The sequence below is a fragment of the Pseudomonas sp. Y39-6 genome, assembly GCF_023651955.1.
Taxonomy (GTDB): domain Bacteria; phylum Pseudomonadota; class Gammaproteobacteria; order Pseudomonadales; family Pseudomonadaceae; genus Aquipseudomonas; species Aquipseudomonas veronii.
This window is the reverse complement of sequence record NZ_CP069594.1, coordinates 5,813,207-5,834,923: the sequence shown is the minus strand read 5'-3', so window position 1 is coordinate 5,834,923 and position 21,717 is coordinate 5,813,207. Positions and strand designations below refer to the sequence as shown.

Below are 21,717 nucleotides of genomic sequence, written 5' to 3'. Positions count from 1 at the left end.
TAATTCGCGGGTTTAATTTTTCGCAAATTACCGTTTCTGGAGTTACACCATGGCTGTTCAACGTACTTTCTCCATCATCAAGCCTGACGCTGTTGCAAAAAACGTCATCGGCGAGATCACCACTCGTTTCGAAAAAGCCGGCCTGAAGGTTGTAGCCTCGAAACTCAAGCAACTGTCCAAGGCTGAAGCTGAAGGCTTCTACGCTGAGCACAGCGCTCGTGGCTTCTTCGGCGACCTGGTTGCCTTCATGATCTCCGGTCCTGTTGTCGTTCAGGTTCTGGAAGGCGAAAACGCTATCGCTCTGAACCGTGAGCTGATGGGCGCTACCAACCCTAAAGAAGCAGCTGCCGGCACCATCCGTGCTGATTTCGCTGATTCCATCGACGCCAACGCTGTACACGGTTCGGACTCCGAAGCCGCTGCTGCCCGCGAAATTTCGTACTTCTTCGCAGCTACTGAAGTAACCACTCGCTAAGCATTGGCTTAAGAGTGAAGGTGAATCCATGACTACATCGACTGTAAAAACCAACCTGCTGGGTCTGACTCAACAGGAAATGGAAAAATTCTTCGACTCGATCGGGGAGAAGCGTTTCCGTGCCGGTCAGGTAATGAAATGGATTCACCACTTTGGCGTCGATGATTTCGACGCCATGACGAACGTCAGCAAGGCCCTGCGCGACAAGCTCAAGGCTATTGCCGAGGTCCGTGGTCCCGAAGTTGTCAGCGAGGACATCTCCAGCGACGGCACCCGTAAGTGGGTGGTGCGCGTGGCGTCCGGCAGCTGCGTCGAGACCGTCTACATTCCCCAGGGCAAACGTGGCACCTTGTGCGTTTCGTCCCAGGCAGGCTGTGCCCTGGACTGCAGTTTCTGCTCCACCGGCAAGCAAGGCTTCAATAGCAACCTCACCGCCGCCGAAGTCATCGGCCAGGTGTGGATTGCCAACAAATCCTTTGGCAGCGTCCCGGCGACCGTCGACCGTGCCATCACCAACGTGGTGATGATGGGCATGGGTGAGCCGCTGCTGAACTTCGACAACGTGATCGCGGCCATGCACCTGATGATGGACGACCTGGGTTACGGCATCTCCAAGCGCCGTGTGACCCTGTCGACCTCCGGCGTGGTGCCGATGATCGATGAGCTGTCCAAGCACATCGACGTCTCCCTGGCGTTGTCGCTGCACGCACCCAATGACGCATTGCGTAACCAATTGGTGCCGATCAACAAGAAGTATCCGCTTAAGATGCTGCTTGAATCTTGCCAGCGCTACATGTCGTCCCTGGGCGAAAAGCGCGTGCTGACCATCGAGTACACCTTGCTCAAGGACATCAACGACAAGGTCGAACACGCGATCGAGATGATCGAGTTGCTCAAGAACATCCCGTGCAAGATCAACCTGATTCCGTTCAACCCGTTTCCCCATTCTGGCTATGAGCGGCCGAGCAACAACGCCATCCGCCGTTTCCAGGATCAACTGCACCAGGCCGGCTTCAACGTCACCGTGCGTACCACCCGTGGTGAAGACATCGATGCCGCCTGTGGCCAATTGGTAGGACAGGTGCTGGATCGCACCCGTCGCAGCGAACGTTATATCGCCGTGCGCGAACTGAGCGCCGCCGACGATGTGCCGCAAAGCGCCGCGACTCGAACCTGAGAGAGGATCTCTATGCCCTTGCGCCTTGCGCTGCTTTTGCTTGTTACCGGTCTCGCGACCGGTTGTGTTTCATCGGGCTATGACAGCCCTTTGCAAACCGGCAAGGGCCGCGAAGAGGCGCGAGTGGCTTATGTGCAACTGGGCTTGGGTTACCTGCGCCAGGGCATGAGCGAGCAGGCCAAGGTGCCGTTGAAAAAGGCCCTTGAACTGGACGGCGACGATGCCGAGGCCAATGGCGCACTCGCCCTGGTGTTCCAGGTCCAGGCCGAGCCTGAGTTGGCCGAGCAGTATTTCAGCAAGGCCCTGGCTTCCCGTCCTGCCGATCCCCGGTTGCTGAACAACTACGGCAGCTTCCTGTTCGAGCAGAAACGCTATGACCAGGCTTCCCGTTATTTCCAGCAAGCCAGCGCCGATACCCTCTACCCAGAGCGGTCGCGCGTGTTCGAGAACCTTGGGGTGGCCTCCAAGCGTCTCGGCCAGCGTGACATCGCGCGCCAACACCTGGAAAAAGCCCTGCACCTGAACAGTCGCCAGCCTCGCGCTTTGCTCGAAATGGCTGAGTTGTCTTACGAAGACAGGCATTATGTGCCGGCACGTGACTATTACGAACGTTTTAGCCTGCTCAGCGGGCAAAATGCACGTAGTCTATTGCTCGGTGTGCGCCTGGCGACGGTTCATGAAGAACGCGACACGGCCGCACGTTATGGCCAGCAACTCGAACGACTCTATCCCGGTACGCCGGAATATCAGCAATACCTGTCGGAGCAATGATGAAAGCGGCGCACCCGGAAGTTGTAGCAGCTAATCGCGTAAACCCAGGCGACACCTTGCGTCAGGCCCGCGAAAGCAATGGTTGGTCGCTGGCGGAAGTGGCCCTCAAGCTCAATTTGACCACCACGTCACTGGGCAACCTGGAAGCCGGCGCGTTCGACAAGCTGCCTGGGCATACCTTCGCCCGCGGCTATATCCGCGCCTACGCCAAATTGTTGGGTATCGACCAGGCCATCTTGGTCCAGCAATTCGACCAGGTCACCGGCACCGACTCCCAGGGCAGCAACGTCCATGGCCTGGGGCGCATCGAAGAGCCGGTGCGGGTGTCCCATACGATCCTGCGCATCGTCAGCCTGTTGCTGCTGATCGCCGTGATTGGTGGCGGTTTCGTCTGGTGGCAGGACCAGGCCTCCCAGCGCACCAAGGACCTGACCAGCAACGCCATGGAGCACGTCGAAGTCGAAAGCGCCGACGGCACCACGCAGATTCACCCGTTGGACGAGCCGGAAGACCAGGCTGTCGCCGAAGGCCAGGCTGCGCCCGAAGCGCCAGTGACGGCCGAGCAACCCGCGGCGGAATCGGCCCCGGCGGCCACCACTGCTGCGGTGCCGGCTCCAGCCGTACCGGCGCACGCCCCGGTCGTACCGGCTGCACCGGCGCACACTCCGGCGGCGCCTGTGGCGCAAGCCACCGCCCCGGTCGCTCCCGTGCAGGCGCCAGCGCCTGCCGCCGCCCCGACGGCCCCCGCGATTTCGCCGCCGACCACTCCCGTGTTGATCGCCGGTGACGGGCACGTACAAATTACCTTCGTTGCTGACTGCTGGACGCAACTCAGCGATGGCAATGGCAAAGTGCTGTTTAGCGGTCTGAAGCGTAAGGGAGATACGCTCGACCAGGGCGGCAAGCCTCCTTTGACGCTGCGTCTGGGCTTTGCCCGTGGCGCGCAAGTGGCCTACAACGGCCAGCCTGTCGACGTAGCGCCGTTCACCAGTGGCGAAACTGCTCGCCTGAAGTTGGGACAATAGTCATGCACGGCGAATCTCCAATCAAACGTCGCGTATCGCGCAAGATCTGGGTCGGCTCGGTGCCGGTGGGTGGCGACGCCCCCATCGCGGTACAGAGCATGACCAACAGCGACACCAACGATGTCGCTGCCACCGTCGCCCAGATCAACCGTCTGGAAGCCGCCGGCGTCGACATCGTGCGGGTTTCCGTACCGGATATGGATGCCGCCGAAGCCTTCGGCCGCATCAAGCAACTGGTCAAGGTGCCGCTGGTTGCCGACATCCACTTCGACTACCGGATCGCTTTGCGCGTGGCCGAACTGGGCGTCGATTGCCTGCGCATCAACCCGGGCAACATCGGTCGCGAAGACCGTGTGCGCGCAGTGGTGGATGCTGCCCGTGATCGCGGGATTCCGATCCGCATCGGCGTCAACGCCGGTTCCCTGGAAAAAGACCTGCAAAAAAAATACGGCGAGCCGACCCCGGCCGCGCTGGTTGAATCGGCGCTGCGCCACGTTGAACACCTTGAGCGTCTGAACTTCCAGGACTTCAAGGTCAGCGTAAAGGCCTCCGACGTGTTCATGGCGGTAGAAGCCTACCGCCTGCTGGCCAAGGAAATCGTGCAGCCGCTGCACCTGGGTATCACTGAAGCGGGCGGTTTGCGCTCAGGCACAGTGAAATCTGCGGTGGGTCTCGGTATGCTGCTCGCCGAAGGGATTGGCGATACTATCCGCATCTCCCTGGCGGCAGACCCGGTAGAGGAAGTGAAGGTCGGTTACGACATTCTCAAATCCCTGCATTTGCGTTCCCGTGGCATCAACTTCATTGCCTGCCCGAGCTGCTCGCGGCAGAACTTCGACGTGGTGAAAACCATGAACGAACTGGAAGGGCGCCTCGAAGACCTGCTGGTGCCGCTGGATGTCGCGGTGATCGGTTGTGTGGTCAACGGGCCGGGTGAAGCCAAGGAAGCCCATATCGGCTTGACCGGCGGCACGCCGAACCTGATTTACATCGACGGCAAGCCGTCGCAGAAACTGACGAATGACAATCTGGTGGATGAGCTCGAAAGACTGATCCGCCAGAAAGCGGCCGAAAAGGTCGAGGCTGACGCTGCAGTTATCGCGCGCGGCTGATCCAGCGAATTTAAGGAATAGATGTGAGCAAGTCTCTGCAAGCCATTCGTGGCATGAACGACATCCTTCCGGAGCAGACGCCGCTGTGGCGCTACTTCGAGAACACCGTTGCGCGTCTGCTGGATAACTACGGTTACAAACAGATCCGTATGCCGATCGTCGAGTTCACCGAGCTGTTCAAGCGCTCCATCGGTGAAGTGACCGACATCGTTGAAAAAGAGATGTACACCTTCGAAGACCGCAACGGTGATTCCCTGACCTTGCGTCCGGAAGGCACCGCCGCGTGCGTGCGCGCCGTGCTCGAGCATGGCCTCACCGGCGGTGGCCAGCCGCAGAAGCTGTGGTACATCGGGCCGATGTTCCGCCACGAGCGCCCGCAGAAAGGCCGTTATCGCCAGTTCCACCAGATCGGCCTGGAAGTGTTCAACCTCGACGGTCCGGACATCGACGCCGAACTGATCGTGCTGACCTGGCGCCTGTGGGGCCTGCTGGGCATCCGCGATGCGGTCAAGCTTGAACTCAACAGCCTGGGCACCAGTGAGTCCCGGGGCCGCTATCGCGTCGCCCTGGTCGAGTACCTGTCTGCCCACCTGGACAAGTTGGACGAAGACAGCCAGCGCCGTCTGAAAACCAACCCGTTGCGCGTCCTCGATACCAAGAACGCCGACACGCAGGCCGTGCTGGTCAATGCGCCGAAGATGGCCGATTACCTGGACGACGAATCCCGCACCCACTTCGAGGGGCTCAAGGCGCGCCTGGAAGCCGCCGGGATTCCTTACGTGATCAACCCGAAACTGGTGCGCGGCCTCGATTACTACAGCAAGACCGTGTTCGAGTGGGTCACCGACAAGCTCGGCGCCCAGGGCACCGTGTGTGCCGGTGGCCGTTATGATGGCCTGGTCGAGCAGATGGGCGGCAAGCCGACCCCCGGCGTGGGTTTTGCCATGGGTATCGAGCGCCTGATCCTGCTGCTGGAAACCCTGGAACAGGTTCCGGAAGAAATCTCCCGTCAGGTGGATGTGTACCTGTGCGCCTTTGGCGAGGCCGCCGAACTGGCTGCCCTGGCCCTGAGCGAAAAAGTGCGCGACCAGTTGCCGAACCTGCGCCTGCAGATCAATGCCGGCGCCGGCAGCTTCAAGAGCCAGTTCAAGAAGGCCGACAAGAGCGGTGCGCTGTACGCGCTGATCCTCGGCGATGACGAATTGGCCCAGCAAGTGATAGGTTTCAAACCCCTGCGTGGCCAGGGCGAGCAACAGAACATTGCCTTTGATGCGCTCGCCGCGCACTTGGCCACCTGCGTCGTGCAGGGTTGAAGCTGTCGAACAGCCGAATTTAGCGATTAAGGAGTGTTGGGGTGTCGAGTACTGATGATGAGCAGCTGGCCGAGTTCAAGGACTGGTGGCAGCGTAACGGCAAGCCCCTGGTTACCGGCGGCCTGCTGGCTTTAGTGGTGGTGTTCGGCTGGCAAGCCTGGCACAAGTATCAGGCCAACCAGTCCCAAGGCGCCTCGATCCTCTATCAGCAATTGCTGGAAAGCACGCTGACGCCGAGCGGCAAGCCCGATCCTGCGCAAGTGGCAGACCTGGCCGGCAAGCTCAAGAGCGAATTTGGCGGTAGCACCTACGCCCAATACGGCAGCCTGTTCGTCGCGAAAGTCGCGGTCGACACCGGCAAGCTGGATGACGCCGTCGCCGAACTGAAGGCCATCGCCGACAAGCCGACCAACCCGACCCTGGGTGAAATCGCACGTCAGCGCCTGGCTCAGGTATTGGCGGCACAGAACAAGGCCGACGAAGCACTCAAACTGCTCGACGGCGACGCTGACAAGGCATTTGTAGCCACTCGCGAAGAGCTCAAGGGTGACCTGTTGGTCCAATTGGGTCGTACCGACGAAGCCAATGCTGCGTACAAAAAAGCCAAGGCGGCGCTGTCTGATGAAGCGGCGGTCGGTGGCTTACAAATCAAGCTCGACGACTTGGCCAAAGGGGATGCGTGACGTGATCCGTTGGAAACATGCAGCATTGCTGGCTCTGGCCGTTCTGGCCGCGGGTTGCAGCAGCAACAGTAAAAAAGAACTGCCTCCGGCCGAGCTGACCAGCTTCAAGGAAGAAGTGGTCCTGCAAAAGCAGTGGAGCCGCTCCATCGGTGACGGTCAGGGCGAAACCTACAACATGTTGGTACCGGCAATCGACGGTGACAACATTGTGGCCGCTGACGTGACCGGCGTGGTGATCTCCATGGATCGCATGAACGGCGACGTGAAGTGGAAGAAGGACCTCGAACTGCCTGTATCCGGCGCCGTCGGCGTGGGTTACGGCATGGTCATGCTCGGCACGCTCAAGGGCGAAGTTGTGGCGCTGGACTCCAGCACCGGTGAAGAGAAATGGCGCGCTCGCGTGACCAGTGAAGTTCTCGCACCGCCTGCCACCAACGGCGACATCGTCGTGGTGCAAACCCAGGACGACCGTGTGATCGGCCTCGACGCCAGCACTGGCGCCCAGCGCTGGTTGTACGACAGCACCCCTGCGGTGCTGACCCTGCGCGGTACCAGTGGTCCGGTTGTGACCAATAATCTGGCCGTTGCGGGCCTGTCGACCGGTAAAGTGGTCGCCCTGAATACCCAGAACGGCGTGCCGATCTGGGAAACGCGTGTGGCGATCCCGCAAGGTCGTTCGGAACTGGATCGCGTCGTCGACATCGACGGTGGCTTGCTGCTGTCCGGCGAAACCCTCTACGTCGCTACCTACCAGGGCCGTGTCGCGGCACTGGACCTGCAAAGCGGCCGCGTCAACTGGCAGCGTGATGCTTCCAGCTACGCCGGTGTCGCCCAAGGGTTTGGCAGCGTCTACGTAAGCCTGTCGTCCGGCACCGTTGAAAGTGTCGACGAACGTTCCACCACTGCGCTGTGGAGCAACGACTCTCTGGCCCGCCGTCAACTGTCGGCACCGGAAGTGTTCTCCAGCTACGTAGCGGTAGGCGACTTCGAAGGCTACCTGCACCTGCTGAGCCAGGTAGACGGTCGCTTTGTGGGTCGCGAGCGCATCGACAGCGACGGCCTGCGTGCGCGTCCGCTGGTCGTGGGTAACATGCTTTATGTGTTTGGCAACAGCGGCAAGCTGGAAGCCCTGACCATCAAGTAAAGGTTTGACTATGCTTGGGGTTACCCCCAGGCGGCCCTGCTTCATTGCTTAATGTAGGAGCGAGCTTGCTCGCGAAGGACGTCAACGCTCACGCGGGTTTCTGGATAAACGCGGCGTCCTCAGGTTTTTCGCGAGCAAGCTCGCTCCTACAGGAACCAGTGTCGGGCAGGGTATGTGGCATTTCAAATGCCGCCCCGAGCACCAGCCGCTGCCTTGCAGCGGCTTTTGTATTTTCTGAAATAACGAAGTGGAGAGCCGCATGGTTCCCGTAATCGCCCTGGTGGGCCGACCTAACGTCGGCAAGTCCACCTTGTTCAACCGCCTGACCAGGACTCGCGACGCCATTGTCGGCGACTTGTCCGGTCTGACCCGTGATCGCCAATACGGTGAGGCAAAGTGGCAAGGGCGCTCCTACATTATTGTCGACACCGGTGGTATCTCCGGTGACGAGCATGGCATGGACGAAAAGATGGCCGAGCAGTCGCTGCTGGCCATTGAAGAAGCCGATGTCGTGTTGTTCCTGGTGGACGCCCGCGCGGGCTACACCGCTGCCGACCAGATGATCGGCGAGCACCTGCGCAAGCGCAACAAGCGTTCCTACGTGGTCGCCAACAAGATCGACAACATCGATCCTGAAATGGCCCGTGCCGAATTCAGCCCGATGGGCCTGGGCGACGCGATCCCGATCGCCGGTGCCCACGGTCGCGGCATCACCCAGATGTTGGAAATCGCCCTGCGCGACTTCCCTAAGGATGACGCCGAGGAAGAAGAGGGCGAAGAAGAGGTCGTCGCCGAAGGTGAGGAAGCCAAGCGCATTCCGGGCCCGAGCGAAAAAGACGGTATCAAGATCGCCATCATCGGCCGTCCCAACGTCGGCAAGTCGACCCTGGTCAACCGTATGCTCGGTGAAGACCGGGTCATCGTGTATGACCAGCCCGGCACTACTCGCGACAGTATCTACATCCCGTTCGAGCGTAACGACGAGAAGTACACGCTGATCGACACCGCCGGTGTGCGCAAGCGCGGCAAGATCCATGAGGAAGTTGAAAAGTTCTCCGTGGTGAAAACCCTGCAGGCGATCAAAGACGCCAACGTGGTGATCTTCGTGATGGACGCCCGCGAAGGCGTGGTGGACCACGACCTCAACCTGCTGGGCTTCGCCCTTGAGGCTGGTCGGGCGCTGGTGATCGCGATCAACAAGTGGGACGGCATGACGCCGAGCGAGCGCGATTTCGTCAAGATCGAACTGCAGCGTCGTCTGTTCTTCGTCGAGTTCGCCGATATCCACTTTATCTCGGCACTGCACGGTACCGGCGTGGGCAACCTCTACGCGTCCGTACAGAACTCGTTCAAGTCCGCGGTCACCCGCTGGCCGACCAACCGTCTGACTCAGATCCTCGAAGACGCGGTCGGCGAGCACGCACCGCCGATGGTCAACAACCGCCGGATCAAACTGCGTTACGCCCACTTGGGTGGTGCCAACCCGCCGATTATCGTGATCCACGGTAACCAGATCGAGAAGGTGCCTAAATCCTACGTGCGTTACCTGGAAAACACCTACCGCCGTGTCTTGAAGCTGGTCGGTACGCCGATCCGCATCGAGTTCAAGGGTGGCGAGAACCCATACGAAGGCAACAAGAACACACTGACTGACCGTCAGGTGAACAAGAAGCGTCGTTTGATGACTCACCACAAGAAGGCCGACAAGAAGCGCCGCGACAAGCGCTGATTCCGACCTCGCAAAAAGGGCTCTTTACGGGCCCTTTTTTGTGCGCGGTGGTTTGCGCCTTGACCCGATGCAGTTGGCAGCTTAAAACTTGGGGTTCACCTGCAGGGGCCTCCGATGATCAACAGCAAGCTGCCAAATGTCGGCACGACCATTTTCACCACCATGTCGCAACTCGCTGCCGAAACCGGCGCGCTCAACCTGTCCCAGGGCTTCCCTGACTTCAATGGCCCGCAGGGTTTGCTCGATGCCGTGGGCAAGCATGTCGCCAGCGGCCATAACCAATACGCACCGATGACCGGCCTGCCAGCCCTGCGCCAGCAAGTGGCGGCCAAGATCGCGCGCAGCTATGGCGCCACGGTCAGCCCTGACAGCGAAGTGACGATCACGCCCGGAGCCACGGCGGCGATCTTCTGCGCGATCCAGGCGGTGATCCGCAGCGGCGATGAGGTCATCGTGTTCGACCCGTGCTACGACAGTTATGAGCCTTCGGTCGAGTTGGCCGGCGGTCGCTGCGTGCATGTGCAACTGAACCTGGAAAACTTCAGCCTCGACTTTGAAAAGATCCAGGCGGCGTTGTCTGCGCGCACGCGCATGATCATCCTGAACACGCCGCATAACCCCACCGGCGCACTGATCAGCCGTGCCGAGCTGGACCTGTTGGCGGCCTTGATCCGCGACCGCGATATTTACCTGGTCAGCGATGAGGTCTACGAACATCTGGTGTTTGACGGTGTGCCTCATGTCAGCGTGCTGGCCCACGAAGAACTGTATCAACGTGCGTTCGTGGTCAGTTCCTTCGGCAAGACCTATCACGTCACCGGCTGGAAAACCGGCTACGTGGTCGCGCCACCGGCACTGACCGTCGAATTGCGCAAGGTGCATCAATATGTCAACTTCTGCGGCGTGACCCCGCTGCAGTACGCGTTGGCAGACTTCATGGCCGAACACCCGGAACACGTCGAAGAACTGCCGGCCTTTTACCAGGCCAAGCGCGACCTGTTCTGCGACCTGTTGACGCCGTCGCGTTTCAGCTTTACCCGGGTCACCGGTACTTACTTCCAACTGGTGGATTATTCAGCGATTCGCCCAGACCTGGATGACGTCGCCATGTCGTTGTGGATGACCCGCGAGCATGGCGTAGCGACGATCCCGGTTTCGGTGTTCTATCAGCATCCACCCCAAGGCCAGCGCCTGGTGCGCCTGTGCTTTGCCAAACGCGAGGAGACGCTGCAACAAGCAGCTGAGAAACTATGCGTGATCTGAATGCACTACCCGACCTGAACATCGCCCTGGTCCAGACCAGCCTGGCCTGGCACAACCGCCAGGCCAACTTCGATCACTTCGAACTGTTGCTGGAACAGGCCCGTGGCGCTGACCTGATCATCCTGCCGGAGATGTTCACTACCGGTTTCTCCATGGACTCGGCCACCCAGGCCGAACCGGAAAATGGCCCGACCCATCGCTGGCTCCAGAGCCAGGCGGCGAAGTACAACGCGGTGATCACCGGCAGTGTGATCATCCAGGCCGCCGACGGCAGCCACCGCAACCGCCTGTTATGGGCGCGGCCGGATGGCGAGGTGCTGCATTACGATAAGCGCCACCTGTTCCGCATGGCCGGCGAGCACAATCACTACACGCCCGGCGAGCGCCAGGTGCTGTTCGAGATAAAGGGCTGGCGTATTCGCCCATTGATTTGCTACGACCTGCGCTTTCCGGTGTGGAGTCGTGACGCCCAGGATACCGACCTGCTGCTGTACACCGCCAACTGGCCGGGGGCGCGACGCCAGCATTGGAACCGGTTGCTGCCAGCGCGGGCGATCGAGAACCTGTGTTATGTGGCGGCGGTGAATCGGGTGGGTACCGACGGCAAAGGCTTCGCTTATACCGGGGATAGCCAGGTGCTGGATTTCCAGGGTGAGAGCCTGTTGAGTGCGGGGGAGGCGGACGGGGTGTTTACAGTGTGCCTCAAAGCGGATGAATTGGCGGCTTACCGCAGCAAATTTCCGGCGAACCTGGATGCCGATACTTTTCAGTTTGTCTGACAGACCGCTATCGCGGGCAAGCCCACTCCCACATTCGAGTCGAACACGGTCAAAATGTGGGAGTGGGCTTGCCCGCGATGAGGCCCCAACAGACCACACACATCCAAAGCCCAACAAAAAAGGCCCCTGAGTTCTCACCCAGGGGCCTTTTGCATGTCAGCGCTCAGTGTTTACGCCGCTTTCGCTTCCAGATGGCTCAACGAGCGGTTCAGGGCGCTGAATACCGCCTTGAAGCTGGCCGTGGTGAAGTTTTCATCAATGCCCACGCCATGCACCGGACGCTCACCGTTCACTCGCAGCTCGATGTAGGCCGCAGCCTTGGCGTTGGTGCCGGCACCGATCGCGTGTTCGTTGTAGTCCATGATTTCCACACCAATCGGCAGGCTGGCGACCAGGGCTTCGAGCGCGCCGTTGCCCTTGCCGTGCCAGCGCAGGTTGGTTTCGCCCTGGCCTTTGCCCGAGACTTCCACTTCCACGGTGCTGTTACCGTTTTCTTCCTGCAGGCGATGGCTGACCAACGCGTAGGGCGTGTTGGCTTGCAGGTATTCACGCTGCAACAGCGCGTGAATCTGCGAAGCGCTCATCTCCAGGCCCACGCGGTCGGTTTCGGCCTGAACCACTTGGCTGAACTCGATCTGCATGCGACGCGGCAAGCTGATGCCGTATTCCTGCTCCAGCAGGTAGGCGATGCCGCCTTTGCCCGACTGGCTGTTCACCCGGATCACCGCCTCGTAGCTGCGGCCGATGTCGGCCGGGTCGATCGGCAAGTACGGCACTTCCCACAGGGCGTCGGGTTTCTGCTGGGCGAAGCCCTTGCGGATTGCGTCCTGGTGGGAGCCGGAGAATGCGGTGTGTACCAGGTCGCCGACATACGGGTGACGTGGATGCACCTGGATCTGGTTGCATTCCTCGACCACTTTGCGCACGCCGTCGATGTCGGAGAAGTCCAGCTCAGGGTTCACGCCCTGGGTGTAGAGGTTCAACGCCACGTTGACCAGGTCGACGTTACCGGTACGCTCGCCGTTGCCGAACAGGCAGCCTTCGACACGGTCGGCGCCGGCCATCAGGCCCAATTCGGTGGCAGCTACGCCGGTGCCACGGTCGTTGTGGGTGTGCAGGCTGATGATCACGCTGTCACGACGGTTGACATGACGACCGAACCACTCGATCTGGTCGGCATAGATGTTCGGCGTGGCGCATTCAACGGTGGCCGGCAGGTTGAGGATCATCTTGTGCTCGGGCGTCGGGTTCCACACCTCGATCACTGCGTCACACACTTCCTTGGCGAATTCCAGCTCGGTGGCGCTGAAGGTCTCTGGCGAGTATTCGAACGTCCACTGGGTTTCCGGCTGCTGGGCGGCGTATTTGACGAACAGTTTGGCCGCGTTGACCGCGATGGCCTTGATCCCGTCCTTGTCCTGGTTGAACACGATGCGACGGAAGGACGGCGAGGTAGCGTTGTACAGGTGGACGATGGCTTTTTTCGCGCCGCGCAGGGATTCGAAGGTGCGCTCGATCAAGTCTTCACGGCCCTGGGTCAGCACCTGGATGGTGGTGTCCTCGGGGATGTGGTTGCCTTCGATCAGGGTGCGGACGAAGTCGAAGTCGGTTTGCGAAGCGGCCGGGAACGAGGCTTCGATTTCCTTCACGCCGACGGCGACCAGGGTCTTCCAGAAGCGCAGTTTTTTCACTGCATCCATCGGTTCGATCAGCGACTGGTTGCCATCACGCAGGTCGGAGCTGCACCAGATCGGCGCGGTGGTGATGGTTTTCGACGGCCAGGTGCGGTCCGGAATATCGATGGTCGGAAACGCGCGGTACTTCGAAGACGGGTCTTTGAGCATGCTCATCGGGAAATCCTTTGGTGGAGGGGCCGAAAAAGGGCGGCCTGCCGGAAAATTGTTATGGGGTATAAAACAAGGGACGAGGCAGATCGATTCAGCCTGGCAGTCGTGCGCTGACAAGGCACAGGCTGCGGTGCTGGCGGAGCAAAATGAGTGTGTGAGAGGTTTTCATAAGCTCAACCCTAACCGCCGGGGTGAAAGATGGCAAGTAGTCCAGAAAAATTGAGATAAGTTCTTCTGTGGGCGTAGGAAACGAGATTTTATGCTTGGTAAATAGTCTGTGGCTGGTTTTAATTGCGCAGCCTTTATCGGCTGCGCAATCGAGTCGGTCAAGGTTGAAATGCGCCGATAAAGATCGCGGGATCCACCCGTGCATCGTTCAGGCTGACATTCCAGTGCATATGCGGCCCGGTCGCGCGACCCGTCGCGCCGACCTTGCCCACCACCGCGCCGCGTGCCAGTTGCTGGCCCGCGCTGACATCGATCTTCGACATATGGCAGAACATGCTGATAAAGCCCTGGCCGTGGTCGACGAACACGGTGTTGCCGTTGAAGAAGTAGTTGCCGGTCAGGATCACCTTGCCCGCCGCCGGGGTCTTGATCGGTGTGCCGGCGGGGACGGCGAAATCCAGGCCTGAATGCGGATTGCGTTCTTCGCCGTTGAAGAAGCGACGCACGCCGAACTTGCTCGACAGCGGCCCGTTGACCGGTTTGTCCAGCAGCAGGTTGCTTGGCAGATTAGGGCTGAAACTGCGGTAAGCCTTGATCTGCACCGCCAGCTCGGCCTCGATGCGCTTGAGTTGCGCCGGGGCGGGGTTGACCTGGCTTTTGTTCTTCAGGGTGATGCGCTGTTCCGGGTACTGCTTGTAGCCGACGATAAACGGCAGGTTGCGCCCGCCGCTGCTGATGCGTTCGTTGCCCGGTTTGACCGTCAACGGAATGCCGACAATCGCCAGCCAGTTGGCCTGCTCCTTGACCACCAGGACCGGCTTGCCCTGGTAGGTGGCTTTCGGCGCGGTCGCCGCGGGGCCCAGGTCGACGACGGCCACACCGCCGGGCACCGGCTTGTTCAAGGCCCGGATGATGAAGCTGTCGGCGTGGGCGTTGACGGTCAGGCACAGCAGCATCAACAGGCTGAAAAAACGTGGCATCGATCAATCCAATAACGAAAGGGTGACGGGTGTCAGGTGGTTGTCTTCCACCCGCACTTGCAATTGGCCTTCACCGAGGCGCGCAGTCAGGCGCTGGCCGGTGTGGGTCTGCGCAGCATTGCGAATCGCCTGGCCGTGCTCGTCGAGCAGGATGCTGTAGCCGCGGCCGAGAGTCGCCAGCGGGCTGACCACTTGCAGCGTCTGCACCTGGCTTTGCAGTTGCAGGCGGCGCGCCTTGAGGCCTTCGCGCATGGCGCGGGGCAGGCGTTCGGCGAGGCTGTCCAGGCGTTGGCGCAGCAAGGCCAGTTGGCGCCCGGGGTGTTGGCCGGCGAGGCGGGTTTCCAGGCGGATCAAGCGTTCGCGGCGGGTATTGAGGCTGCGTTCGAAGGCGCGGCGCAGGCGCATGTCCAGGTCGTCCAGGCGCTGGGCCTGTTGGCGCAGACGTTCGCCGGGGTGGCGCAGGCGGCGGGCCATGCCTTCGAGGCGCAGGCGGTCGTGGTTCAGCCGGTTGCGCATCAGCATCACCAGGCGGCGGTGCAGGCTGTCGACCTGGCGCACCAGGTTGCTGGCGTCCGGAGCGAGCAGTTCTGCGGCGGCAGACGGTGTCGGCGCGCGCACGTCGGCGACAAAGTCGCTGATCGACACATCAGTCTCATGGCCGATGGCGCTGACGATCGGCGTCACGCACGCATCCACCGCGCGGGCCACGGCTTCTTCGTTGAAGCACCAGAGGTCTTCCAGCGAGCCGCCGCCACGGGCCAGGATCAATGCGTCGAAGCCACGCGCATCGGCCAGCTTCAGCGCGCGCACGATCTGCGCCACCGCTTCGCGACCTTGTACGGCCGTGGGGATCAAGGTGAGCTGCACCTGCGGCGCGCGGCGGCGGAACACGCTGATGATGTCGCGGATCACCGCGCCGGTCGGCGAGCTGATAATGCCGATGCGCTGCGGATGGGCCGGCAACGCCACCTTGCGGTCGGCGCTGAACAGGCCTTCGGCGCTGAGTTTTTCCTTCAGCGCATCGAAGGCCAGGCGCAGCGCGCCATCGCCGGCGGGCTCGACGGTGTCGAGGATCAGTTGATAGTCGCCACGGCCCTCGAACAGCGAGACCTTGCCGCGCACTTTCACCGCCAGGCCGTCCTTCAAGGCCTGGCGCACCCGCGCGGCGTTCTGCCGGAACAGCGCGCAACGCACTTGGGCGCCGCTGTCCTTGAGGGTGAAGTACACATGGCCGGACGCCGGGCGGGCGAGGTTGGAGATCTCGCCTTCGACCCAGATATTGGTGAACACGTCTTCCAGCAACACCCGCGCACGGCCGTTGAGTTGGCTGACAGTCAGGACCTCGCGGTCCAGGCCCAAGCGGGCGAACGGATCTTTAATCATGGAAAGGGATCTTTAATCATGGGCGGCAGTTTATAGGCATTCGCGCAAGGTTTGGCAGAATTGCTCCACCAACGCGCTCGGTGTGTGCGGGCAGGCCAGGGCTACGGTACTCAGGCAGTCCGGGTCGGCCAGGGGTAAAAAATGCACGGCGGCCGGGGCGATGTCCTGCATCGATTTTGGTAACAAGGCAATACCGAAGCCGGCCTGGATCAACTGCAACTGCGTGGTCTTGCGCGACATGACCCGTGCGGCCTTGGGGAAAAATCCGGCACGCATGCACAACTCGGCCGACAGATAGCTCAGCCCGCCGCGCTGGGGGTGGGGGACCGAGATAAACGCTTCGTCCTTGAGTCGGGCCAATTCGACCGGTGCCTGGCAGCGGGCTAGCGCGTGGTTCGGCGGTACGGCCAGCAGTAACTGCTCACTGTATAAAGGCAGCACACGCACGCCTTCGCGCTGGCGTAGCACCGGCAGGCGCAGTAGGCCGACGTCCAGGCGACCGTCGGCAATTTCTTCGAGTTGGGCTTCGGAGGACAGTTTGGCGATATCCATCGATACGCCGGGGCAGCGCTCCAGCCAGGTGCTGATGCCGCGCAGCAGCGCGCCGCTCATCGGCACGGTGCTCGAATGGCTCAAGCGCAGGGTGCCGACCTGGCCGTTACCCACTTGCGTCGCCATCTCGCTGGCCTTGTGCAGTTCACTCAGCAGGTTGCGCGCCCGCGGGTAGAAGGCTTCACCGGCGGCGGTCAGCCGAGGCTGGCGCGCGGTGCGTTCGAACAACGGGGTGTGCAGTTGGTTTTCCAGTTCTTTGATCTGCCGGCTCAGGGCCGATTGCGCGACAAACAGGCGCTCGGCGGCGGCGCTGAAGCTGCCGCTGTCGGCGATTTCGACGAAGTAGCGCAGTTGGCGGGTGGAAATCACACGTCATGCCTTTTCGAGATGGGTAGAGGGCTTTGAAGATATTAGTCGCAACTCTCACCGATGGCTAAAGTGATGGACATCTCTTTCAAGGAATTACCCATGAGCCCGGTTGAGCTGATGAGTCAGTGGTCGTTTGGCGGTACAGATTGGCTGGTGATCGGCCTGGGCGTTGCCGTGGCCTATATCGTGTTTGGCATCGCCGGGTTCGGTACGGCGCTGGTGGCGGGGCCGATCCTGCTTATGTTCATGCCGCTGTCGAAGATCATCCCGCTGCTGGTGTTGCTGGATTTCATCGCGGCCTTCGGCAACCTGCTGCAATCGCGACGGGATGTGAACAAGCCGGAGCTGTTGCGACTGCTGCCGTGCATGGCGATCGGTTGCACCCTGGGCGTGGTGTTTTTGCTCAACCTGCATTCGGATCTGTTGCTGTTGTTGATGGGGCTGTTTATCAGCGCCTACGCGATTTACACCTTGGCGGTGAAGGCCCGGCCGGCGCAACTGGCGGCGGGCTGGGCGGTTCCCATGGGCACCGTCGGCGGTTTGTTCGGTGCGTTGTTCGGCAGTGGCGGCTTTCTATATGCGATCTACTTGAGCAGTCGTTTGCCCAAGGACGCCGCGCGCGCCACGCAAAGTGCGTTGATCAGTTGCAGCACCGTGGTGCGCCTGAGCCTGTTCCTGATCGCCGGGGTGTATGCCGACATGCCGCTGTTGCTGCTGGCGGTTTGCCTGCTGCCGGCGATGGCCCTGGGGTTGTGGTGTGGGCGGCGGCTGACGTTGCGCATGTCCCGTGAGGCGTTTGTGCGATTGGTCACGTGGCTGGTGCTGGCCAGTGGCATTGCCTTGATTGGGCGGTACCTGAGTACTTGACCTGTGTCGGGCAGGGATTAAGCTGCCTGCCTTCAGGGCTTCTTCGCGAGCAAGCCCGCTCCCACAGTCGATCGCATTGCAAGGTGGGAGCCGGGCTCGCCCGCGACGGCGCCAGACGTCATACCGCAGGGCTCCCATGAATTCCCAAAGCATCCTTGTCCCGAAAATCTCCACCTTGCCCGTCCACGAACCCCGTGCCCGGGCGATCGTGCGCTGGCTGGTGCGCAAGAACATCATCAAGGAAGAGCTGACCACCTGCGGGCGCACCGGCAACCGCATGGCCTACGCCCTGGCCGACGGCGCCCGCGCCGTGGTGCTGCACCCGGATGCGCTGCCGTTCAACGAACCCGTCAATGGCCTGGAAATCATCTACAAGCGTTGCATCTATACACCGGCCAAGGGTTTTCTCGAAGAAGCCGGCTGCCCGGAATGCCTCAAGGAAATCGGCGAGGCGCTGTTCGACAGCCTGGAAGAGTGGATGCCCGGCCACACCGACAACTTCACCTGCCCGCTGTGTGGGCATGAGGATGACATCAACGGTTTTCTGTTCCTGCAGGAATGTGGGTTTTCCAACCTCGGATTCATCTTCAACAACTGGGCGGAGGCGGGGTTCAAGCAGAGCTTTATCGACGAATTTGCCGATTGGTTGGACCAGAAGATCAGTTGGGTCAAGGTCGAGTTGTAGGCTGCAAGCTCAACCCTTTGTAGGAGCGAGCTTGCTCGCGAAAATCGTCAACGATAATCCGGGTAGTCTGGTTAAACGCGGTGTCTTGGTGTTCTTCGCGAGCAAGCTCGCTCCTACAGAAAAGCAGCATCTTTTCTCCATCTATCAGTATTACCAAGTTTGTCAGAGTTTTACGTTGAGACCTGAGGGGTGTCTGAGTATAATGGCGCGCTTCCATTTTCCCGCTCGGGAGCCCCCGCGATGCTGCGTATCAGCCAAGAAGCTCTGACATTCGACGACATTCTCCTAGTGCCCGGTTATTCCGAGGTGCTTCCTAACGAAGTCAGTCTCAAGACCCGCCTAACCCGTGGCATCGAGCTGAATATTCCCCTGGTTTCCGCTGCCATGGATACCGTCACCGAAGCCCGTCTGGCCATCGCCATGGCTCAGGAAGGCGGTATCGGCATCATCCACAAGAACATGACCGTCGAGCAGCAAGCTGCCGAAGTGCGCAAGGTCAAGCGTTATGAAGCCGGGGTGGTGAAAGATCCGATCACCATCGACGCTGACGCCACCGTGCGCGACCTGTTCGAACTGACCCGTCTGCACAACATCTCCGGCGTGCCGGTGCTGCACAATGGCGACCTCGTCGGCATCGTCACCTCCCGTGACGTGCGTTTCGAGAACCGTCTTGAAGTCACCGTCCGCGAAGTGATGACGCCTAAAGAGCGTCTGGTCACGGTCAAGGAAGGCGCCAACAAGAACGACGTGCGCGAATTGCTGCACAAGCACCGCATCGAGCGCGTGCTGATCGTCGACGACAAGTTCGCCCTCAAGGGCATGATGACCGTCAACGACATCGAAAAAGCCAAGGCTTACCCGCTGGCCAGCAAGGATGACCAAGGTCGTCTGCGCGTCGGCGCGGCAGTCGGCACCGGTAAAGACACCGGTGATCGCGTAGCGGCCCTGGTTGCTGCCGGTGTGGACGTGGTGGTGGTCGACACCGCTCACGGTCACTCCAAGGGCGTGATCGACCGCGTTCGCTGGGTCAAACAGAATTTCCCTGAAGTCCAGGTGATCGGCGGCAACATCGCCACCGGCGCTGCCGCCAAGGCCCTGGCCGAAGCGGGCGCGGATGCGGTCAAGGTCGGTATCGGCCCTGGCTCGATCTGCACCACGCGTATCGTCGCCGGTGTGGGCGTGCCGCAAATCAGCGCCATCGCCAACGTCGCCGAGGCCCTCGAAGGCACGGGCGTTCCGTTGATCGCCGACGGCGGTATCCGGTTCTCCGGTGACCTGTCCAAGGCCATCGTCGCCGGTGCTTCCTGCGTGATGATGGGCTCGATGTTCGCCGGTACTGAAGAAGCCCCGGGCGAGATCGAACTGTTCCAGGGTCGTTCGTACAAGGCTTACCGCGGCATGGGTTCGCTGGGCGCCATGTCCCAGGCGCAAGGTTCTTCCGACCGTTACTTCCAGGACTCTTCGGCAGGCGCCGAGAAACTCGTTCCGGAAGGCATCGAAGGCCGTGTGCCGTACAAAGGCACCCTGAGCGCGATCATCCATCAACTGATGGGCGGCCTGCGTTCCTCGATGGGCTACACCGGTAGCGCCAACATCGACGAAATGCGTACCAAGCCAGAGTTCGTGCGGATCACCGGCGCCGGTATGGCCGAATCCCACGTCCATGACGTGCAGATCACCAAGGAAGCGCCAAACTACCGCGTAGGTTGAGGCTTCCAGCATAAAGTTAAGTAACCGGGGCTGTCTTATTCAGCCCCGAGTTGTTTCTGATTCATTAGACGAGACTGATCTCATGGCCCTCGACATTCACGCCCACCGTATCCTGATCCTCGATTTCGGTTCCCAGTACACCCAACTGATCGCCCGTCGCGTGCGTGAAATCGGCGTGTACTGCGAACTGCATCCGTTCGACATGGACGACGCAGCGATCCGCGAATTCGCACCGAAAGGCGTCATCCTCGCCGGCGGCCCCGAGTCGGTACACGAAGCCAACAGCCCGCGCTGCCCGCAAGCCGTATTCGACCTGGGCGTGCCCGTGTTCGGTATCTGCTACGGCATGCAGACCATGGCCGAGCAGTTGGGCGGCAAGGTTGAAGGTTCCGAGCTGCGTGAATTCGGTTATGCCCGTGTCGACGTGGTCGGCAAGAGCCGCCTGTTGGACGGCATCGAAGACCACGTCGACGCCGACGGCCTGTTCGGCCTCGACGTGTGGATGAGCCACGGTGACAAAGTCACCAAGATGCCGCAAGACTTCCACATCCTGGCCAGCACCCCGAGCTGCCCGATCGCCGGCATGTTCAACGACGAGCGTGGTTACTACGGCGTGCAGTTCCACCCGGAAGTGACCCACACCAAGCAAGGCGGGCGCATCCTGTCGCGCTTCATCCTCGACATCTGCGAGTGTGAAGCCCTGTGGACCCCGTCGAAAATCGCTGAAGACGCCATCGCCAACGTGCGTGCCCAGGTCGGCACCGACAACGTCCTGCTCGGCCTGTCCGGCGGCGTTGACTCCTCCGTGGTTGCTGCGCTGCTGCACAAGGCCATCGGTGATCAACTGACCTGCGTATTCGTCGACAACGGCCTGCTGCGCCTGCACGAAGGCGAGCAAGTGATGGCCATGTTCGCCGAGAACATGGGCGTCAAGGTGATCCGCGCCAACGCTGAAGATCAGTTCCTGAACAACCTGGCCGGCGAGTCCGACCCGGAGAAGAAGCGCAAGATCATCGGCCGCACCTTCATCGACGTATTCGATGCCCAGTCCAACAAACTGGACAACATCAAGTACCTCGCCCAGGGCACCATCTACCCCGACGTGATCGAGTCGGCCGGCGCCAAGAGCGGCAAGGCCCACGTGATCAAGTCCCACCACAACGTGGGTGGCCTGCCCGAGGAAATGAACCTCAAGCTGGTCGAACCGCTGCGTGAGCTGTTCAAGGACGAAGTCCGCCGTCTCGGCCTGGAACTGGGCCTGCCCTACGACATGGTCTACCGCCACCCATTCCCGGGCCCGGGCCTGGGCGTGCGGATCCTCGGTGAAGTGAAGAAGGAATACGCCGACCTGCTGCGTCGCGCCGACCACATCTTCATCGAAGAACTGCGCAAGGCCGACTGGTATCACAAAGTCAGCCAGGCGTTCGTGGTGTTCCAGCCGGTGAAATCGGTGGGCGTGGTCGGTGACGGCCGTCGTTACGCCTGGGTCGTGGCCCTGCGTGCGGTGGAAACCATCGACTTCATGACCGCCCGTTGGGCACACCTGCCTTACGAACTGCTGGAAACCGTCAGCGGCCGTATCATCAATGAAATCGAAGGCATCTCGCGCGTGACGTATGACGTGTCGAGCAAGCCGCCGGCGACGATTGAGTGGGAATGATTGGACGTCCGGCATTGTCCGGCAC

General features: G+C 61.0%; 19 protein-coding genes. 15 read left to right on the top strand and 4 right to left on the bottom strand.

The annotated features are described in order from the left end of the window. Positions 1–49 precede the first annotated feature (49 nt). The 11 genes from ndk to JN756_RS26460 all read left to right on the top strand — a co-directional run bounded on the left by ndk (position 50) and on the right by JN756_RS26460 (position 11,471). Positions 50–475, top strand: coding sequence for a nucleoside-diphosphate kinase (gene ndk / locus JN756_RS26510; protein WP_017846179.1), 426 nt, complete (start codon positions 50–52; stop codon positions 473–475). Positions 476–503: 28 nt separating this feature from the next. Continuing rightward, the gene (gene rlmN / locus JN756_RS26505; protein WP_017846178.1) at positions 504–1,652 is read left to right on the top strand and encodes a dual-specificity RNA methyltransferase RlmN; all 1,149 of its coding nucleotides are present in this window, start codon (positions 504–506) and stop codon (positions 1,650–1,652) included. A 12-nt stretch (positions 1,653–1,664) separates the two neighbouring features. Beyond that, positions 1,665–2,423, top strand: a complete 759-nt coding sequence (gene pilW / locus JN756_RS26500) for a type IV pilus biogenesis/stability protein PilW (RefSeq protein ID WP_177030479.1) — start codon at positions 1,665–1,667, stop codon at positions 2,421–2,423. Continuing rightward, complete coding sequence (locus JN756_RS26495; RefSeq protein ID WP_057004579.1) at positions 2,423–3,448, top strand: RodZ domain-containing protein; 1,026 nt, start codon at positions 2,423–2,425, stop codon at positions 3,446–3,448. The genes pilW and JN756_RS26495 overlap by 1 nt, the downstream gene beginning before the upstream one ends. A gap of 2 nt (positions 3,449–3,450) precedes the next feature. After that, on the top strand, positions 3,451–4,560 hold the full coding sequence (gene ispG, locus JN756_RS26490) for a flavodoxin-dependent (E)-4-hydroxy-3-methylbut-2-enyl-diphosphate synthase (protein WP_017846175.1): 1,110 nt from the start codon (positions 3,451–3,453) through the stop codon (positions 4,558–4,560). Between the two features lie 23 nt (positions 4,561–4,583). Beyond that, positions 4,584–5,873: a histidine--tRNA ligase gene (hisS, locus tag JN756_RS26485; RefSeq protein ID WP_017846174.1), complete on the top strand. Its 1,290-nt coding sequence runs from the start codon at positions 4,584–4,586 to the stop codon at positions 5,871–5,873. A 41-nt stretch (positions 5,874–5,914) separates the two neighbouring features. Then, complete coding sequence (locus tag JN756_RS26480) at positions 5,915–6,556, top strand: YfgM family protein (RefSeq protein ID WP_046382180.1); 642 nt, start codon at positions 5,915–5,917, stop codon at positions 6,554–6,556. Continuing rightward, complete coding sequence (gene bamB, locus JN756_RS26475; RefSeq protein WP_017846172.1) at positions 6,549–7,700, top strand: outer membrane protein assembly factor BamB; 1,152 nt, start codon at positions 6,549–6,551, stop codon at positions 7,698–7,700. The genes JN756_RS26480 and bamB overlap by 8 nt, the downstream gene beginning before the upstream one ends. A gap of 259 nt (positions 7,701–7,959) precedes the next feature. Continuing rightward, a complete protein-coding gene (der, locus tag JN756_RS26470) occupies positions 7,960–9,429 on the top strand; it encodes a ribosome biogenesis GTPase Der (protein ID WP_017846171.1) in 1,470 nt (489 codons plus the stop codon). A gap of 114 nt (positions 9,430–9,543) precedes the next feature. Beyond that, positions 9,544–10,692: a pyridoxal phosphate-dependent aminotransferase gene (locus tag JN756_RS26465; RefSeq protein WP_057004578.1), complete on the top strand. Its 1,149-nt coding sequence runs from the start codon at positions 9,544–9,546 to the stop codon at positions 10,690–10,692. Next, the gene (locus JN756_RS26460; protein ID WP_104904505.1) at positions 10,680–11,471 is read left to right on the top strand and encodes an amidohydrolase; all 792 of its coding nucleotides are present in this window, start codon (positions 10,680–10,682) and stop codon (positions 11,469–11,471) included. The genes JN756_RS26465 and JN756_RS26460 overlap by 13 nt, the downstream gene beginning before the upstream one ends. A gap of 170 nt (positions 11,472–11,641) precedes the next feature. Here the strand turns inward: JN756_RS26460 and leuA are convergent, their stop codons facing one another. The 4 genes from leuA to JN756_RS26440 form a co-directional block, all read right to left on the bottom strand. Then, positions 11,642–13,321, bottom strand: coding sequence for a 2-isopropylmalate synthase (gene leuA, locus JN756_RS26455; RefSeq protein ID WP_057004577.1), 1,680 nt, complete (start codon positions 13,319–13,321; stop codon positions 11,642–11,644). A 323-nt stretch (positions 13,322–13,644) separates the two neighbouring features. Further along, on the bottom strand, positions 13,645–14,466 hold the full coding sequence (locus tag JN756_RS26450) for a M23 family metallopeptidase (protein ID WP_079444633.1): 822 nt from the start codon (positions 14,464–14,466) through the stop codon (positions 13,645–13,647). A 3-nt stretch (positions 14,467–14,469) separates the two neighbouring features. Further along, entirely contained in the window at positions 14,470–15,849 is a 1,380-nt protein-coding gene (gene xseA / locus JN756_RS26445) for an exodeoxyribonuclease VII large subunit (RefSeq protein WP_201021506.1), read from the bottom strand. A 30-nt stretch (positions 15,850–15,879) separates the two neighbouring features. Further along, complete coding sequence (locus tag JN756_RS26440; RefSeq protein WP_126588812.1) at positions 15,880–16,770, bottom strand: LysR family transcriptional regulator; 891 nt, start codon at positions 16,768–16,770, stop codon at positions 15,880–15,882. A gap of 99 nt (positions 16,771–16,869) precedes the next feature. Here JN756_RS26440 and JN756_RS26435 point away from each other — a divergent pair, with 99 nt between their 5' ends. The 4 genes from JN756_RS26435 (at position 16,870) to guaA (ending at position 21,692) form a co-directional block, all read left to right on the top strand. Next, complete coding sequence (locus JN756_RS26435; protein ID WP_046382185.1) at positions 16,870–17,637, top strand: sulfite exporter TauE/SafE family protein; 768 nt, start codon at positions 16,870–16,872, stop codon at positions 17,635–17,637. A gap of 136 nt (positions 17,638–17,773) precedes the next feature. After that, positions 17,774–18,322: a hypothetical protein gene (locus tag JN756_RS26430; RefSeq protein ID WP_017846163.1), complete on the top strand. Its 549-nt coding sequence runs from the start codon at positions 17,774–17,776 to the stop codon at positions 18,320–18,322. A gap of 240 nt (positions 18,323–18,562) precedes the next feature. Then, positions 18,563–20,032, top strand: a complete 1,470-nt coding sequence (guaB, locus tag JN756_RS26425; RefSeq protein WP_017846162.1) for an IMP dehydrogenase — start codon at positions 18,563–18,565, stop codon at positions 20,030–20,032. Between the two features lie 82 nt (positions 20,033–20,114). Further along, positions 20,115–21,692, top strand: coding sequence for a glutamine-hydrolyzing GMP synthase (gene guaA / locus JN756_RS26420; RefSeq protein ID WP_046382186.1), 1,578 nt, complete (start codon positions 20,115–20,117; stop codon positions 21,690–21,692). Positions 21,693–21,717: the final 25 nt, after the last annotated feature.